At 54.5% G+C, this 16,573-nt stretch carries 12 protein-coding genes; 1 reads left to right on the forward strand and 11 read right to left on the reverse strand.

The annotated features are described in order from the left end of the window. Positions 1–154: 154 nt before the first annotated feature. The gene (gene ilvD, locus MKX70_RS30315) at positions 155–1,840 is read left to right on the forward strand and encodes a dihydroxy-acid dehydratase (protein ID WP_042234058.1); all 1,686 of its coding nucleotides are present in this window, start codon (positions 155–157) and stop codon (positions 1,838–1,840) included. A 253-nt stretch (positions 1,841–2,093) separates the two neighbouring features. Here ilvD and MKX70_RS30320 read toward each other — a convergent pair whose 3' ends face one another. The 11 genes from MKX70_RS30320 to MKX70_RS30370 form a co-directional block, all read right to left on the reverse strand. Beyond that, positions 2,094–4,421: a glycoside hydrolase family 3 N-terminal domain-containing protein gene (locus MKX70_RS30320; protein ID WP_445323728.1), complete on the reverse strand. Its 2,328-nt coding sequence runs from the start codon at positions 4,419–4,421 to the stop codon at positions 2,094–2,096. A gap of 55 nt (positions 4,422–4,476) precedes the next feature. Next, positions 4,477–6,057 (reverse strand): response regulator transcription factor, encoded by a 1,581-nt coding sequence (locus MKX70_RS30325; protein ID WP_340789176.1) that lies wholly within the window; start codon positions 6,055–6,057, stop codon positions 4,477–4,479. Next, the gene (locus MKX70_RS30330; protein ID WP_340789179.1) at positions 6,047–7,855 is read right to left on the reverse strand and encodes a cache domain-containing sensor histidine kinase; all 1,809 of its coding nucleotides are present in this window, start codon (positions 7,853–7,855) and stop codon (positions 6,047–6,049) included. Before MKX70_RS30330 ends, MKX70_RS30325 begins: the two co-directional genes overlap by 11 nt. A 71-nt stretch (positions 7,856–7,926) precedes the next feature. Continuing rightward, positions 7,927–8,757, reverse strand: a complete 831-nt coding sequence (locus tag MKX70_RS30335; RefSeq protein WP_042234052.1) for a carbohydrate ABC transporter permease — start codon at positions 8,755–8,757, stop codon at positions 7,927–7,929. Positions 8,758–8,787: 30 nt separating this feature from the next. Then, on the reverse strand, positions 8,788–9,663 hold the full coding sequence (locus tag MKX70_RS30340) for a carbohydrate ABC transporter permease (RefSeq protein WP_340789181.1): 876 nt from the start codon (positions 9,661–9,663) through the stop codon (positions 8,788–8,790). Between the two features lie 100 nt (positions 9,664–9,763). Further along, the gene (locus MKX70_RS30345) at positions 9,764–11,068 is read right to left on the reverse strand and encodes an extracellular solute-binding protein (RefSeq protein ID WP_042241936.1); all 1,305 of its coding nucleotides are present in this window, start codon (positions 11,066–11,068) and stop codon (positions 9,764–9,766) included. A gap of 334 nt (positions 11,069–11,402) precedes the next feature. After that, the gene (locus MKX70_RS30350) at positions 11,403–12,419 is read right to left on the reverse strand and encodes a glycoside hydrolase family 130 protein (protein WP_042234048.1); all 1,017 of its coding nucleotides are present in this window, start codon (positions 12,417–12,419) and stop codon (positions 11,403–11,405) included. A gap of 138 nt (positions 12,420–12,557) precedes the next feature. Then, positions 12,558–13,574: a sugar kinase gene (locus MKX70_RS30355; RefSeq protein WP_340789185.1), complete on the reverse strand. Its 1,017-nt coding sequence runs from the start codon at positions 13,572–13,574 to the stop codon at positions 12,558–12,560. After that, positions 13,567–14,322 carry a 2-dehydro-3-deoxy-phosphogluconate aldolase gene (gene dagF / locus MKX70_RS30360; RefSeq protein ID WP_042234044.1) on the reverse strand — a complete coding sequence of 252 codons (756 nt, stop codon included), beginning with the start codon at positions 14,320–14,322 and terminating at the stop codon, positions 13,567–13,569. The genes MKX70_RS30355 and dagF overlap by 8 nt, the downstream gene beginning before the upstream one ends. Beyond that, a complete protein-coding gene (locus tag MKX70_RS30365) occupies positions 14,315–15,427 on the reverse strand; it encodes a DgaE family pyridoxal phosphate-dependent ammonia lyase (RefSeq protein WP_042234040.1) in 1,113 nt (370 codons plus the stop codon). The genes dagF and MKX70_RS30365 overlap by 8 nt, the downstream gene beginning before the upstream one ends. Continuing rightward, positions 15,381–16,511, reverse strand: a complete 1,131-nt coding sequence (locus MKX70_RS30370; protein ID WP_042234038.1) for an amidohydrolase/deacetylase family metallohydrolase — start codon at positions 16,509–16,511, stop codon at positions 15,381–15,383. Before MKX70_RS30370 ends, MKX70_RS30365 begins: the two co-directional genes overlap by 47 nt. Positions 16,512–16,573 lie beyond the last annotated feature (62 nt).

The raw sequence follows: 16,573 nt of genomic DNA on the forward strand, positions 1-16,573 counted from the left end.
CCTACTTCTGTTCACTGCATGAAGCTGGACCTTGTTCCTTCTATAAACCGCAGACACGCAGCCTCTGGGATTGCAATGCGTTAATGCGGCACTATATTTGTTCTCACCGTTCCAAGAGGTTAGGCTCACAATACTTTTAGGGGGAAATCTCATCATGGCAAACAAGAAAATGCGTTCAGACATGATCAAAAAGGGCTTTGACCGCGCTCCACACCGCAGCCTTCTGCGGGCCGCAGGCGTTAAGGAAGAGGATTTCGGCAAGCCGTTTATCGCAGTCTGCAATTCCTATCTCGACATTGTACCGGGTCATGTGCATCTGCAGGAATTCGGCAAAATCGTTAAGGAAGCTATCCGTGAAGCCGGCGGGGTTCCATTCGAATTCAATACCATCGGCGTAGATGACGGTATTGCCATGGGACATATCGGAATGCGCTATTCGCTCCCAAGCCGCGAGATTATTGCCGATTCTGTGGAAACGATGGTTTCCGCTCACTGGTTCGATGGAATGGTGTGCATTCCCAATTGCGATAAAATCACCCCGGGCATGATGATGGGCGCACTGCGCGTCAACATCCCGACGATCTTCGTCAGCGGCGGACCGATGAAGGCCGGCGTAGACAGCAAAGGCAAGAAGCTCTCCCTGACATCCGTGTTCGAAGGCGTTGGCGCCCATCAGGTCGGCAAGATCAATGACGCTGAACTGCTTGAACTGGAACAATTCGGCTGTCCAACCTGCGGATCATGTTCGGGTATGTTCACAGCCAATTCCATGAACTGTCTGGCTGAAGCTATGGGCCTCGCTCTCCCGGGCAACGGCACCATTCTGGCTGTTGCCGAAGAACGCAGAGATTTCGTCCGCAAATCAGCTACCCAGCTAATGGAACTGATCAAGCTGGATCTGAAACCGCGTGATATCGTAACCCATGAATCGTTGGACAATGCCTTTGCGCTGGATATGGCTATGGGCGGCTCCACCAACACTGTGCTGCATACCCTGGCACTGGCTCAGGAAGCTGAAATCGACTATCCGCTGGAGCGTATCAATGAAGTAGCCAACCGCGTGCCTTACCTGGCCAAGCTGGCTCCGGCATCCGATATCTTCATCGAGGATGTGGACCGGGCAGGCGGCGTCAGCGCTGTGCTGAACGAGCTGCTGAAGAAGCCGGGTGCCATCTTCGGCGACTGCATGACCGTAACCGGCAAGACTCTGGCCGAGAATGTCACGGGTCATGAGATTCAGGATACGTCAGTTATTCATACAATAGACAACCCTTATTCCCCAGTAGGCGGATTGGCTGTACTCTACGGCAACCTGGCTCCGGAAGGCTCCATCATCAAGGTTGGTGCCGTAGATGCTTCCGTTGGCGGCTACCACAAAGGACCTGCCATCTGCTTCGACTCCCAGGAGCAGGCGCTGGAAGGGATCGCGAACGGCAAGGTCAAAGAAGGCCATGTCGTTGTTATCCGGTATGAAGGTCCGAAGGGCGGACCGGGTATGCCGGAAATGCTGGCACCGACTTCGCAGATCGTCGGTATGGGTCTTGGCGCCAAGGTCGGCCTGATCACCGACGGCCGGTTCTCCGGAGCGTCCCGCGGCATCAGTATCGGCCACATCTCGCCGGAAGCGGCTGAGGGCGGACCGATTGCTTTTGTCGAGGATGGTGACATCATCGAACTGGACCTGAAGGGCCGCAAGATCGAGCTGCTGGTTGAAGAAGAAGTGCTGGCTGTCCGCCGCAGCGGCTGGAAAGGCTTCGAACCGAAGGTGAAGACCGGTTACCTGGCCCGCTACTCCAAGCTGGTTACCAATGCAAGCAAAGGCGGCGTGCTGAAGATCTAATCGGCTGCAGCGCAGTGAACTGATACAGCAGAGGAACTGAAGCTGTCACAAGCTGAATATTAAGGGGCTGTCCCGTAAGCAGATATTCTGCCGGCGATGACAGCCCCTTTTATATTCCCAAGGCTTATAACGTCAATAGAGCAGTGATTCTCCAATAACAGGAGAACCGCTGCTCTATATTGTTGTGTTCGTATGCTGCTTGTCAATGGATTTTGGGCAAGGGAAAGCCAACCGGCCCCAAGCGATTCTCTGACTATGTCCCCGCACTGAAACCGCCAGTAATCACAAGCTCCGCTGTCCGGGTGCCGGCAAGGCTTCCTCCCGCCATCACCGTAACCCGGCAGGGAACAGGCGCAAACTTCATTGACGTATTCCATATCCCCAGCTCTTCCACGCCCAGATGGAAGGTTACGGTCTGCTCTTCTCCGGTCTGCAGAGAGATTTTGCTGAAGCCCTTCAGCTCCGCAATCCGGCGGGTGATCCCCGACTCCCGGGCACGGATGTACAGCTGGACTGTCTCCAGCCCTGAGATAGCGCCGGTATTCTTCACATTGATGCTGACAGCGACCCGGCTGCCTGCATCCAGATCAGCTGTTGAGATGGAGTCAGCAGGTAACGAGACACTGCCGTATTCGAAACTTGTGTAGCTAAGCCCGTGTCCGAAGGCATACAGCGGGGCAGACGGCATATCCACATATACCCGGGGACGGCCCGGGTCCTTCTGGTTGTAATACACCGGCAACTGCCCGGAGGAACGCGGCAGAGACACCGGCAGCTTGCCGCTGGGATTCACGTGGCCGAACACAATTTCAGCGATGGCCTGTCCGCCTTCCGCGCCGGGATATGCCGCGCAGAGAAGTGCACCGGCTAGCGGCTCCAGTTCGTCCAGTGCATGCGGACGGCCTTGGATAATGACTGCGACCACCGGTGTGCCGGTGGCAGCCACCGCTTCAGCAAGCTGCAGCTGGATGCCGCCGAGCCGCAGGTCGGCCAGATCCACACCTTCTCCGCAGTCCATTTCGGATGGACTGCCTTCACTGATAATTGCGGCACCGTTGGCCTCAAAGTCGCCGCCGAACTGCCGTGCACTGCTGCCTCCCAGCACCAATACAGCAACATCCGCACGCTGTGCCAGCTCCACCGCTTCGCTCAGGCCGGCTGTGGAAGATTCGCGGATGCCGCAGCCCAGGGCATGTACAACCTCAACCCCGGGCGGGGCACATTGCCTGATGCCCTGCAGTACCGTCGTACCGCTTCCTTCCCGTTGTATGCTGGTATAATCGCCGAGCTGATTGTAGAGCCGGTCCGCGTTCGGACCGATAACCGCAATCCGCCGTAGCTTGCCGGCGAGCGGAAGCAAAGCGTCTTCGTTCTTCAGCAGAACGGCCGATTCCCGCGCCACCTGCAGGTTCAGCCTGCGGGTATCCGCATGACCCACCACGGAAAGCGCCAGCTGCTCATCCGTATATGGACGTTCAAACAAGCCGAGCCGAAATTTCAGCGCCAGCACACGGGATACTGCGCGGTCAATATCAGCCTCGCGGACAAGACCCATATTCACCGCCTCCTCAAGCGTGCTGAACGCTTTGTCCCACAGGCTCAGGTCAACGCCGGCGGATAAGGCCAGCGCCGCTGCGCCTTCATAACTGCCGGTCAGCGCAATCAGACGGTCAACAGCCTGACCGTCAGCCATAACGATCCCGCCGAAATCCCATTCCCCGCGTAGAATACCGCTCAGCAGCGCCTCATTCGCATGGCAGGGAATGCCGTCGATTTCATTGTAGGCTGCCATGAATCCGGCCGCACCTGCCGCTGCACCTGCCTGCGCGGCCGGGAGATGAATCTCGCGAAGCTCACGTTCACCGATTGCTGCCGGCCCGGCATTCCTCCCGCCCTGCGCTGCTCCCTGAGCGCACAGATGCTTAAGAATCACTGCAACCTTGTCTGGTGAATCCAGCTCTTCCGGCGTTGTTCCCTGCATCCCGCGCACAGCCGATGCCGTGAAGGCAGCCGCCAGGAACGGGTCCTCGCTGTAGCATTCCTCGGAACGGCCCCAGCGCGGATCTTGCAGAATATCCAGGGCGGACAGCAGCCCGAGGTGAGCCCCCCGGCTGCGCAGCTCCAGCGCTACACGGCTGTAAGTCTGTTCCATCAGTTGTGGATTCCAGGTTGCTCCGGCAGCCAGATTCACGGGCAGCAGTGTTCCGTCCAGTGCCTGATGCCCATGCGGGCATTCCTCACTAAGCAGCACAGGAATGCCCAGCCGGGTATGCTCCAGCACGTAGCGCTGCACCTTGTTCGCAGCAGCAGCGCTGGCGGCGGCTGTAATCCCGTTGCTGTAATCCACCCCTGACCACGGGTCACTGCGGAATAATCCATACAATGCCCCCATGCCTGCTCCTTCAGCCACTTCCCGGCGGAAGGCCTCGGTAAGCACAAGCTCCCCGTTCTCCCAGGCATAAGCATCCCAGCCATACATCCGCTGGTTCAATTGGCCCGTCTTTTCACGCAGTGTCATGCGGGACAGAAGATCCCGAACCCGCTCCTCCACACTATAGGAAGGTTGCTTATATATTTCCATCATCTTGCTCCTCCCGCTTGCCAAAGGTTATCTAACTGACTTGTCCGGCTTAACCTTACAAGTCCTTGCTCGCCCTCAAGCCCCGATATTCCTTGGGGGTCATGCCCGTATAGGACTTGAACACAGTTACGAAATATTTGTATTCCTTGTAGCCCACCTTGTCGGCAATTTCGAAGATCTTATCATGTGTAGCCGCAAGCAGTGCCTTAGCCTGCTCGATCCGCAGCTCGTTCATATATTCCGTGAACCCCTTGCCCGTGCTCTGCTTGAAAATATAGCTGAAATAACTGGGCGTAATCTTCAGCCAGGCCGCGACCTCGGATGCCTTCAGATCCGTACGGTATTGCGCTTCAATGTAACGCTTGGCCTTCTCAACGATCCAGTAGGAGCGGTCTGTGCCATTCTGTTCAATCAGCTCCAGCAGATCGCCCATGTCCTTCTGGATCAGCTCCTGCAGAGCATCGTAAGAATTAAACAGGTAGAGGTCCGGTGACTGGCGGCCGTAATCCATACCGGTAATTCCGCTCTTGCGCAGCCGTTGGCGCAGCAGAGCGAACAGCTCCTCATACACAGTCACGATCTCATGCAGCAAATACGATTCACGCTTGAAAAAACTCAGCATTTCCGATACCAGCTCCCCGGTCTCACTGGCATCCTGCTTGAATAGAGCCGCTACCAGATTCTGCACCGTACCTGCAATATCCAGTGCCGCAGGCTCCCTTGTACCGCTCCACTGCCGGACAATATCTTCCTCAATCACAGCAGAGTTATCCAGTACAGCATAGCGCAGCAGCCCCACAGCTTCCGCACATCGGTCCGCCGTCTCTGCGGCATCGTCATAAGTCTGCGATGCTCCGCAATTCAGCTCCGCCCCGGGGATAAGCCCGGGAACGAAGCCCTCCAGCCATTCACGCCATTCCTGCGGCTCCAGCCGGTGGTCTGCCGCCGCCAATGTAATCAGCAGATTCTCATGATCGAAGATAGAGACAAGCTTCAGGCCTGGTAACGCCAGCTGCCCCTGAAGGCAGCCTATCCACTGCTCCTGCAGCTGCTCATACTCCTCTTGCCCAAGCTCCGAATAACGCCCGTAGAAGCAGCTCAGCTGCGTGGCAAGAATTCTGAACTGCTCTCCCTGAAGTGAAGAGGGAGCAGCCTTGCGGTAAGCCATCCCTTGCCGGGCCATATTGGTCAGCCAGAGCTTCACTTCATCCCTGCCGCCCTCCTGCTTCTGCTGCCGGATATCTTCTGCCAGCTTGCCCACTACTCCGGTAAGCTCGTCTATATTAACCGGCTTCAGCAAATAGTCGTTCACCCCGAGCCGGATCGCCTGGCGTGCATAATCGAAATCTTCATAGCCGCTGATAATTATCATGCGGACCTCAGGATAACGCCGCCCCACTTGCTCGGCAAGCTGGAGACCATCCATACCGTCCATCCGGATGTCCGAAAGCACGAAATCCACCTCATGCTCCCCCATAATCTGCAGCGCTTCCTCGCCGTCGTAAGCTTCGCCGATGACCTCTATCCCCAGCGCAGCCCAGTCGATGGTCAGGCGAAGTCCTTTGCAAATGACCGGTTCGTCATCAACAATCAGCATTTTAAGCCCTTTGGTGTCAGTTCGTCCGTTATTGCTCATGATCTTCTGCCCCCTCGCTTCCGGCCTGCCGCAACGGGAGCGAGACACGGATTCGTGTGCCTTCACCCGACGTATGGATAATCCGCAGCCCGTAATCCTGTCCGAAAAAAATAGACAGCCGTTCATGAATATTGCGCAGCGCCCCTTCGTGGCCGCTTACGCGCATGGAAGGCTTGTGATCCAGGGTAGCTGCGATTTCCCGCATTCGCTCCGGAGTCATGCCTATCCCATTGTCGGTCACATCAATTCGTATTTCATCTTCAGCCGTATAAGCCTTTACATCAATCGTGTGAACAGGCTTGCTTCTATCCATAGCGTGCTTGACCGCGTTCTCCACCAGCGGCTGGAGGGTCGCCTTCAGAGTAACTGCCTCTTCAATGCCCGGCTCCAGGTGCAGCGAATAGGACAGCTTATCCCCCAGACGGTACTGCTGTAAATACAAATAAGCCTGTACAAATTCCATTTCCTTGCCCAACGTCGTATGATAGCTTCCGTTATTGACGCTGGCGCGAAAGAATCTGGACAGCATTTCGATCAGTTGACTGGATTGCTCCGCCTGCTCCAAGCGGGCCGTCCAGCGGATCATATCCAGGGTATTGTACAGAAAATGAGGGTCCATCTGATTCTGCATCAGCCTTAGCTCCGCTTCCCTTTCGCGGAGCTCCAGCTTGTATTTATGATCAATAAGCTGCTGGATGGTCATGACCATCTCATTAAACTTGCTGCCCAGTTCTGCAATCTCATCCTGAGAGCTGACGGGCACCCTCGCGCTGAAGTCACCGCCGGCCACACGCCCAGTCTCGATCTTCAGCCGCAGAATCGGACGGATAATCGTATAGTGGAATCCAAGAAGTGCAGTGAGCGCCAGCACCAGAATAGCAATCAGGATAATGGACATCACGATCTTGACGCTGCGGAATTCCTCCGCCATCTTCTCTTCGGAGATCATAACGACCACTTTCCAGTCGGAATTTTCAATTTGGTTATACATTGTCAGATACCGCTGGCCCCCGATTTCAGCGGTGGCCAGCTTGCTGCTGCCAGCCGTGAGCCTTTGCATCAGGCCCTGGTCCGGCACATAACCGTCCGGCAGACGGTTGACGGATTCCAGGATCAGATCACCTGCTCCGCCCATTACGAACACGCTGCCGTAACCAGCTGCCAGCACGCCTTTTTCAAGCTGAGCGGCGATATCCGCTTCATCGAGCCGGATGGTCAGCATACCGAGCGGCTTCGTAATCTCACTGAAGGAATTCAGGACCCGGATCATGGAGAGCACCCGGACCTGCCCATTCCATGAACTGTTCAGCGGATAGCCCTCAGTCCAGAGAATCCCGCCTTTTCGGGCCACCGCCTCACGCTCCCACTTGTCTTCATCCCCACTGAACGGCTCGCCCATCTCGATGGTATTACCGTTGTAGCCGGAAATCTCAATGGATCGGATATAACTTCTCGACATTAATTGGAAGGTCAGGAAATCCTCAATATTGCGTTTATATACAGACCTTTGTTCAGCCTCAAGCGGCGGATAGCTGCGGAGAAAGTTCCGCATGTCGGGACTCAGGATGAAGTAGTCGGCGATATCCTCCACCATTTTGGTCTGTTCGCCAAGCTGGCTGGTCACATTATCAAGGTTGCGGCGGGTAGCACTGACGAACTGCTCGCGGAGTACCTTGTTGTACTTATATTGAACAATGACCCCGACCCCGATGGTCGGCAGAAAGACAAATAGCAGAAATATCACCATAGCCTTGCGCTTCAAGCCGAAATTACCGGCCTTTCTCCAGCGTGTTTGCATCCTCAGACTCCTTTTTTCCTCCACCGCCGCTGCTTCCAGGACCTGCTGCACCCATCACTGCGGACCCGGATTTAGCCTTTGACAGCTCCAGCGGTCATCCCGGTAACCAGCTGCTTCTGCAGCAGCAGATAGAAGATCAATATTGGGACGAGTGCAATCGTCAGCGCCGACATCTGCAGCGTATAGCTCGCCGTCTCCACACCGACGAAGTTCGCCAGCCCCAGCGGAAGCGTCTTAAGCGAATTGGAAGTGATCAGTACAAGCGCGAATAAGTATTCATTCCAGTTGTAAATAAAGTTGAGAATCACGACGGTAGCCATAGCCGGGCGGGTGATTGGCAGAATAATAGACCAGAAAATGCGGAATACACCCGCTCCGTCCATAATCCCCGACTCTTCCAGATCCTTGGGAAAGCCCCGCATAAAGCCCTCCAGAATGAACACCGTAAGTGACAGGTGAAACGCCGTATACGGCAAAATTAGCGAGAAATACGTATCTATCAGGCTCAGTTTCTGCATAATCAGGAAGATCGGGATCAATGTGGCGTGAATCGGCACCAGCATCCCCAACAGGAACAACGCATACGTGAAGCCCCTGAGCTTGAAGGTGAACCGGGCAAGGAAATAGGCGGCAAGCGAACCCAGCAGCACGGTCACAATCAGCGATACGAACGTAATCAGCAGACTGTTCAAGAAGTAAATGTTCATATTCGCAATTTCCCAAGCCTTAGTGTAGTTGGAGAAATGCAGTGTGGTCGGGAAGGAGAACGGGTTCGCCGCATATTCCTGCTCTTCCTTAAACGAATTAACGATCATCCAGAAAATCGGAATTATATTCATAATAGCGAACAGACTCAAAAATGTGTAGGCCATGACTTTGAATAACGGTGTTTTTTTATCCATAACTTCTCTCCTCCTTTCTGTAGATCTTCATCAGGCGTCCTTCTCCCGGCCAATCCGGTTAACGATAGAAATCACAACAAGACTGAACAGCAGAATCAGAATCGATACTGCGCTGCCATAGCCGTAACGCAAATTCATAAATGCGCTGTTGTACATATAGAGCGTCATGACTTCTGTCTGATGTGCCGGCCCGCCGCCGGTCAGTACCTGAATCAAATCAAATACGCGGAAAGAGTTACTGATGCTGTATACGACCGCTACCATAATTGTGCTGCGGAGCATCGGAATCGTGATATGCAGTGTCCGGCGGAATCCTGTGGCACCATCCAGCTCGGCAGCTTCATTAACTTCATCCGGGATATTCTGCAGAGCAGCAAGGAAAATAACCATGTACAGCCCGCAGTTCTGCCAAATGTAGGCCACACTGATGGACAACATAGACCACTTCATGTCCCCCAGCCAGTTCTGCTGCCAGCTCTCCAGTCCGAAGAAGGCCAGCATGCTGTTCAGCATCCCGTATTCCGTGTTATAAATCATGCCCCAGATTAAGGAAACCATGACGGACGAGATGACAACAGGCATGAACCCTACGGTACGGAAGAAGCCAGAGCCCTTAAGTCCCTTGTTCAGCAGCATCGCCATGATCAGCCCCAGCGGAATTTGACCGACCAGCCCCGTCAGCATAATGACAATGTTATTCTGTACAGACAGCCAGAACGTATCATCAGTAAGAATACGGGAGTAGTTGTCCAAGCCGACAAACGTCATCTTGCCGATCCCGTTCCAGTCCATCACCGAGTAGTAGAGCGAAATGCCGATCGGTATGATCGCAATTCCAAGATAGATGACCAGCGCCGGGAATAATCCGATAAAGATCGCCAGTTTATTTTGCTTAAGCGTATGCACAGGGCATCCCCCTTCCAGTTGAATCCTCTTCTGCTTATGAAATGGAGAAACGGCTTCGCCTGATGATGCAAACGGCGGTTTCCGTTTCTCCCTGTTAGTCCTAGTTCATTTGGTCAAAAGCTGCCTGTGCATCCTTGGCGACCTCTTCCGGTGTGCCGCGGCCTATAGTGAGCGCCTGTATGCCGTTCTGCACAACGTCAACCACTTGTGTCGGAATGATGCTGTCGAATACAGGAGCCGTGCCTTTGCTGGTCAGCTCAAGCATTTCTTTCAGATAAGGGCTGGCATCCTCAGGAATTTCTACGGTGGCCGGAACTACAACCCCGTTGCGGATCAACTCCTTGTACAGGTCCTCACTGACAAAATACTTCATGAATTCCTCAGCCGCCGCTTTGGTTTTCTCATTCAGTCCGCTCTTAATGGCGATGCCGTACTGCACCACACCCGCACTCTTCACCGGATCACCTTTGCCGCCTTCCACACTCGGGAACAGGGCAATGCCGAACTTGTCGCCTTCGTCATTATTGATCCGGATTCTCGCATCTACCGTTGAGGAAGAGATATGCATAGCTGCTTTGCCCTGGATGAAATAATCCTGGCCTTGTACGGAATCCATGTTGTTGGCATCGGTATTGAAGGCCTTCAGCTTGGTCAGCTCATCAATGACCGCAATCGCTTTGACGAACTCGGGGTCAGTGAATTTCGCTTCCTTATTTACCACCTTTGTAAGGAAGTCACTGCCGGTAAAACGGTCTCCGAGAATGGACAGATAGGAGGACTGTAGCGGCCATTGCTCCTTGTTGCCCAGCGAGATTGGCGTAATCCCCGCCGCTTTCAGCTTGGTGACTGCGTCGATGAACTTATCGTACGTATCAGGAAACTCTGTGTAGCCTACTTGGGCGAACATCTCTTTGTTGTAATAAATGATGTCTACGAAGGTTTGTTTGGTCGGAACGGCATACTGCTGACCGCCTATATTGAACCCGGCCAGGGCGCTCTCCGGCAGAATTGACTTCCAGTTATCCATCAGACCATCAATCGGCTCCACCAGGCTGCCTTCCACCAGCGGCTCGAGATCGGCTCCAGGCCATACGACATTGATGTCCGCCAGATTGTTGGCGGCTGCAAGCGTCCGCAGCTTAGTTTTATATTGTGCAGAAGGCACTCCGTCCTGCTTGATCACAATATTCGGATGCTCCGCCTCAAATTTGGCGATCCGCGCCTTGTATACCTCATTGTCCACATTGGGCGAGGTCCAGGGATGCATCATATTCAGGGTGATGGTCTCTTCGCTATTCCCGCTCCCGCTTGCATTACCCGCGTTGTTGCTGTTGCCGCATGCTGCTGTGAACAAAGCCAGCGCGCCCGCCATCCCAAGCAAAGCTACTTTTTTGGTCTGTTTCATTGTCACCCTAATCAACCCTCTTTCTACTATTATTAGTATCTGCTATTCCCGCACCTCAGATTCCCTCTTGCAGGGACTACCTGAGCTGTTACGTTAATTATAAAAGCTATTAGCTGCGGTCTATATCCCACAAATGTTAGATTATATCCGATATTCTACAGCGGATTTGCAATAAATATGAAAAAAACACTAAAAACCATGAAATAAAGTCATATTATATTACATAAGACGTTATATAAATACCTCTTTTTCCGGGGGACTTGCGGGTAAACGCTTCCAATATTAACAGGATAGGAACCGCCTGAAAATATCCAAGCGGTTAGCGAACATCCTTCTACAATACCGTCTGCCCCAGCAGATGCTCCAGCATATCGGAGAGCGGAACAGTTGCCAGTGCGATGGCTGTATCGGTTACGCCGTAGTAGATATGCAGAATTCCGTCATCGAGTACACAGCCGGTCGGAAAAATAACATTGGGAATCTGATAGCCGAATTTCTCATAATACGTCTCGGGCTCCATGATGAATTCTTTCGTTCTGGCGATCACCTTGGACGGATCTTCCAGATCGAGCAGCATCGCGCCCAGGCGGTACACTGTATCGTCATCTACACCGTGGTACAGCAGCAGCCAACCATGCTCCGTACGAATGGGCGGAGTGGAGGCACCGATCTTTTTGTTCTCCCAGCTGTTTTCCGCTTTGGCCAGCAGCTTCGGGGCTTCCCAGTTTTTCAGATCCTCCGAGTAAGAGATCCAGATTGCTGCCTGCTCTGTTCCGTAAGTTTCACCGATGTACTCCTCCGGTCTGCGCAGCAGCGCGTATTTGCCGCCTATTTTCTCCGGGAACAGCATGTTGTTGCGGTCGTTAATCTCAAGCGGGGTTGTAGTACTTACATACTCCCAGTCCGTCAGATTGCGGGAGGACATCAGAATGGAGCGCGTCAGCCAGTGTCCTTCCTCTTCTCCCCAGCCATCGGGATATTCAGGTATGGAGCGCTCTGGAATGCCGGTTCCGGTCGGATAATAATTCATTGCACAGGGGCGGAGCGCAAAGCTCATGTAGAACAGATCCCCAATTTTCACTATTCTCGGGTCCTGTACACTGCCGTACGGAAAGCCGAGCATATCGGGTGTAACCACCGGCTCGTCCTTCACATGAGTGAAATGGACACCATCCTCGCTTTCCAGCAGACCCAGAACATTTTTGCACGGCGTCAGGGAGCCTGCGGTCCGTTCAATCATATAGAATTTCCCGTTATCCTTGATCACTGCCGGATTAAATACCGTCGCCAGCCGCCAGTCATATTTGCCCGGAACCACGATTGGATTCTCCGGATGTCTGTTGATTTTCATTGCTCTGCCTCCTCAGGGTTAACCTGTACTTGAATTGAATTATCCCCATTATAGCCCGCCCCCGGGCGTCAAAATATCCCGCGCAGTATAGAAATCATCCGAATAATAGCGCTAATATGCCCGGTTAAGGGAGAAGACTCAGCGCTGAACATCGCCGCCCGGATTCATCAGCATCCGGAAGACATCCTGCTCGGAGGACATCGGCGAGTCTCCCGCTACAGTATGCGCCAGCACTCCGGCAGCGGCAGCGAATGAAACGGTATGCTGCGGATCAAAGCCCTCCAGCTCACCGTGAATAATACCGCTGGCATAAGCATCTCCCGCTCCGACCCTGTCCAGGACTGTAAATGTCAGATTATCTGAGAACGAGAAGCAGCCTGCCTTGAAGATATACCCGCGCAGGGAGTGACGGTTGTCCTCATGAATGGTCCGCTGCGTTCCGGCAACTGTACAGAGACTGTAACGGGCAGCCACTTCAGGAATCAGCTCCCGCAGCTGTGCCTCCCGTTCGCCTTTTACCGCATCCATGCCCAGGATGAACATGGCATCCTGCTCGTTCATGAGCACAATGTCAGCCAGATGAAGCATCTCTTCATAGTGCGGCTTCGCCAGCTCATAGCCGCCTTCCCTCCAGAGGGACGGGCGGTAATTGCAGTCAAAAACCACGAGGCCTCCCTTGAGCTTGACCGCTTCGGCGTAGCTTTTCATCGCCGTTCTGACACCGTCATTCATCGCCAGCGTAATGCCGCAGAAATGGACAGCATCCGCTTTGCCAGCAAGCCCGGCAAAGGAATACGTATTCTGCGGAGCTGTATTGAAGCTGCTCCCGGCCCGGTCCGTGTAGGTCACTCTGCCGGGCCGGGCCCCGAACCCGTTCTCCAGGAAATACATTCCGATATACTGCCCGCCGCGCTCAATATAGCCGGAATGAATGCCCAGCTTGCGCAGGCTGGCGATTGCGGCATCGCCCAGCGGCCCCTCGGGCAGCCTGGTAACCAGACTGCCCTGATGCCCGTACCGGGTCAGAGCGGATAACACATTCACACCACTCCCAGAGAATGAATAGTTCAGATTGCTGGCTTGTGACAGCAGCTCATATCCGGGTACCTGCAACCGCATCATCACTTCGCCGAAAGCGGCGATCTGTTTAGACATAGCTGTCCGCCAGCCTGGTCATCATCCGGTATAGCTTCTGCACATCGGCAGGCCGCGTAAGCCCGGTACCCTGGTCAATAATGGAGGTATAGACATGGGGAATGACCTGCGGGACGCCAGCACTAAGCGCAATAGACAATATAGCCTCAAAGTTGGATAGGTCAATGCCGCCTGTCGGCTCCAGCGCAAAGCTCTCCTCGGCACAGGCTTCAGCCACCGCACGCAGCTCTGCTTCCCTGCTCAGACCCTGCATGGGGAAATATTTCAGTGCATTGCCGCCCATATCCCGTACTAGGGCGATTGCTGCCTTCACAGGAATAACCGCCTGCTCCGTCTGAGCGGCGCTAACCGGTCCAGTGGAGATATTAACATAGCCGGGCTGCCCTGCCGGAGAGACCAGACTGTTGATCCAGCTGTTCTTCCCGCCCAGACTTGCACGGGTGATGCCTACGGCAGGAAATACCTGATTGATGTGGCTTCCGCCATAGTACCTGGCGATTTCCGCCACCACTGCAGCTTGACGGTTATCCCCGGCTCCCAGTCCGATGGATACTGCACCGTCAATTTCCCGGTCATAGGCTTCCATTGCTGTTACCGCTTCCTGGACAGTGGCATAATCCTTCGAGAGTACGCCAACCAGTACATGCCCCTCGGACGCCTCGAACACCTCTTTGGCGTTCCCGATATCCCGGGCCAGCACATTCAAGGCGACCCGTCCCTTGTAGAACCGTTCTGCAATCTTAGACATCTGCTTCTCCTCCAGTCAATTGGCGAATTCTCGCCGCAATGATGTGAATGTCATCGCCCGTGAGCGGACGCGGATCAATATCGAAATAACCCTGCCGGACGCCGTAGTCCCGGGTATAAATGGCGATATCCCCCTGCTGCAGCCCTTCGGACAGCTCCTGTGCGGAAATTCCGGCCAAAGCCCGGTCCACCTGGACTCTCCCCCGGAAGATCGCCCGTCCAGCTTCATCCTGGACAACAGACACCTGTATGCCGGGAAGCCCATTCAGGGTCAGCAACGTCTGCAAGGCTGCTTTTTCCTGCCTGCTGTTATCCTGTTTAACCGCATACTCATCCAGCGCCTGCAGCAGCCCGAACGTCGTTTCTTTGCCGACCTTCATACTCCGTCCGATGCCGTGGAGCTGTACCTTCAGCCATTCGATATAGGTCCGCTTGCCCGCGACAATGCCGGAGGTCGGTCCTTCAATAGCTTTAGAACCGCTATAAATAACCAGATCGGACACCTGCACATATTTCTGCAGATCCTCTTCTGCTGCGGCATCCACAATCAACGGAAGGCCTGCCGCCTGGGCGACCTCCCAGGCCTCTTCGACAGAAATCATATTCTTCTGCACCGCATGATGGGATTTCACATACAAAATGGCAGCCGTCCGCTCCGACACAGCGTCCCTGAGATGCTCTGCCCGGCCTTCATTGGCATAACCGGCTTCCAGGACTGCCCCGCCGCCGAGGTAGATCATAGTTTCAACAGGCGCACCATATTGCACGTTATGCCCCTTCAGCATAATAATCTCATTCCGGTACAGCTTATCCTGATGCAGGCGAAGGCTTGCACGCGGTTCGCCGCGTGTTACCACCGCTGCTACCGCAAGTGCAATTCCGCTGGAAGCCGAATTGACAATCACCGCAGCCTCCGAACCGATATGCCGTGCTGCATAGTCTCCAGCCTTATCTACCAGCTCGGCAATCTCCACATACCGCTGTCCTCCCTGCTTCATCGCATCCATCACCGTATCCGTAGGGGCTGATACCCCCAGGATACTCATGCGGCCGCTGGCATTAATCACCCGCTTCAGGCCGTATTTCGCATTCAATGAATCTGCCATCAACGAACACTCCCATCGCTTCAATAATTTGCCGGCCTACCCGCCGCGTGCCTTCTGAATCCACCAACTCGACCAGCTGGTCCTTCACTCGGAATAACGTCAGATTAGCCTCGCCTCCGGTGCGGATTTCACCCAGCTCAGGTCTGCCAAGCCAGTCTGCAACCTGTGTTGTCACCCGTTCCACTGTTTCCTCAAGAGAATAGCCGAGTGCAAGAAATTTAGTCAGCACATGGGCCAGACTGAAGACCGGGCCGTGCATCCGGTTGCCCCGGTAGATGTCGCTGCTGATCGTATCCGGATGGACACCGCTGCGCCTCGCGGCTTCCGCCACATCAAAGGAAAAGCTGGCTGTTCCGTGTCCGACATCCAAATGGACTCCGCGTAAGACCGCTTCCTTCAAGACTTCAAGCGGCTGGCCCGCACCGTCAAACAGATTATTGCTTTTGCCGTTCAAATAATGGGTGATGATATCCCGCCTGCGCAAAAGCGGAATCACCTCACGGATATCCGGAGGACCCGAGCCGATATGTACCATCAGCGGCAGGCCCGTCTCTTCCGAGAGCTGAACCGCCGCATGCAGCGGCTCAAGTCCGTTCTCCTTCACCACACTCCGGCTGATCCTCGCCTTCAGTCCTACGATAAATCCCGGGTGCTTCGAGACAGCCAGCAGTAGCCTTGCCCGGTTAATCCATTCCATATCGGCCAGCTCATCAATCCGCTGCAGCCCGATATGTGATATGTTGAGGAAAGCCAGCAGCCTGGTAGCCGCTCTCCGCCCCGCTTCTGCAAGCTCAGCGATCCGGTCAGCCCCGCAGCTTCCGGCATCCACAATAGTGGTCACGCCTTGCTTCACGCCTATCTCATCTATCTCGTCCCCGTACGGGTCAAAAGCGGGAAAAGCATGAACATGCATATCAATCCAGCCGCTGGAGACATAGGCTCCCGCCGTCTCCCATACCCGGCCGCCGGCCGCATCTGCGGTACCTGCGGGTACAATCTCTGCGATCCTTCCATTCTCCACCACCAAATCCACTTCTTCACCGTTCATCCGCCTTACCCGGCGGAGCAGCAACCGCTCTGTCATCATCCTCATCTCCCTTCAGTTCAACTGTTGATGCCGCCCACTGTATGAATTAATCATAGCCC

The sequence above is a fragment of the Paenibacillus sp. FSL R7-0312 genome, assembly GCF_038004445.1.
Classification (GTDB): domain Bacteria; phylum Bacillota; class Bacilli; order Paenibacillales; family Paenibacillaceae; genus Paenibacillus_AQ.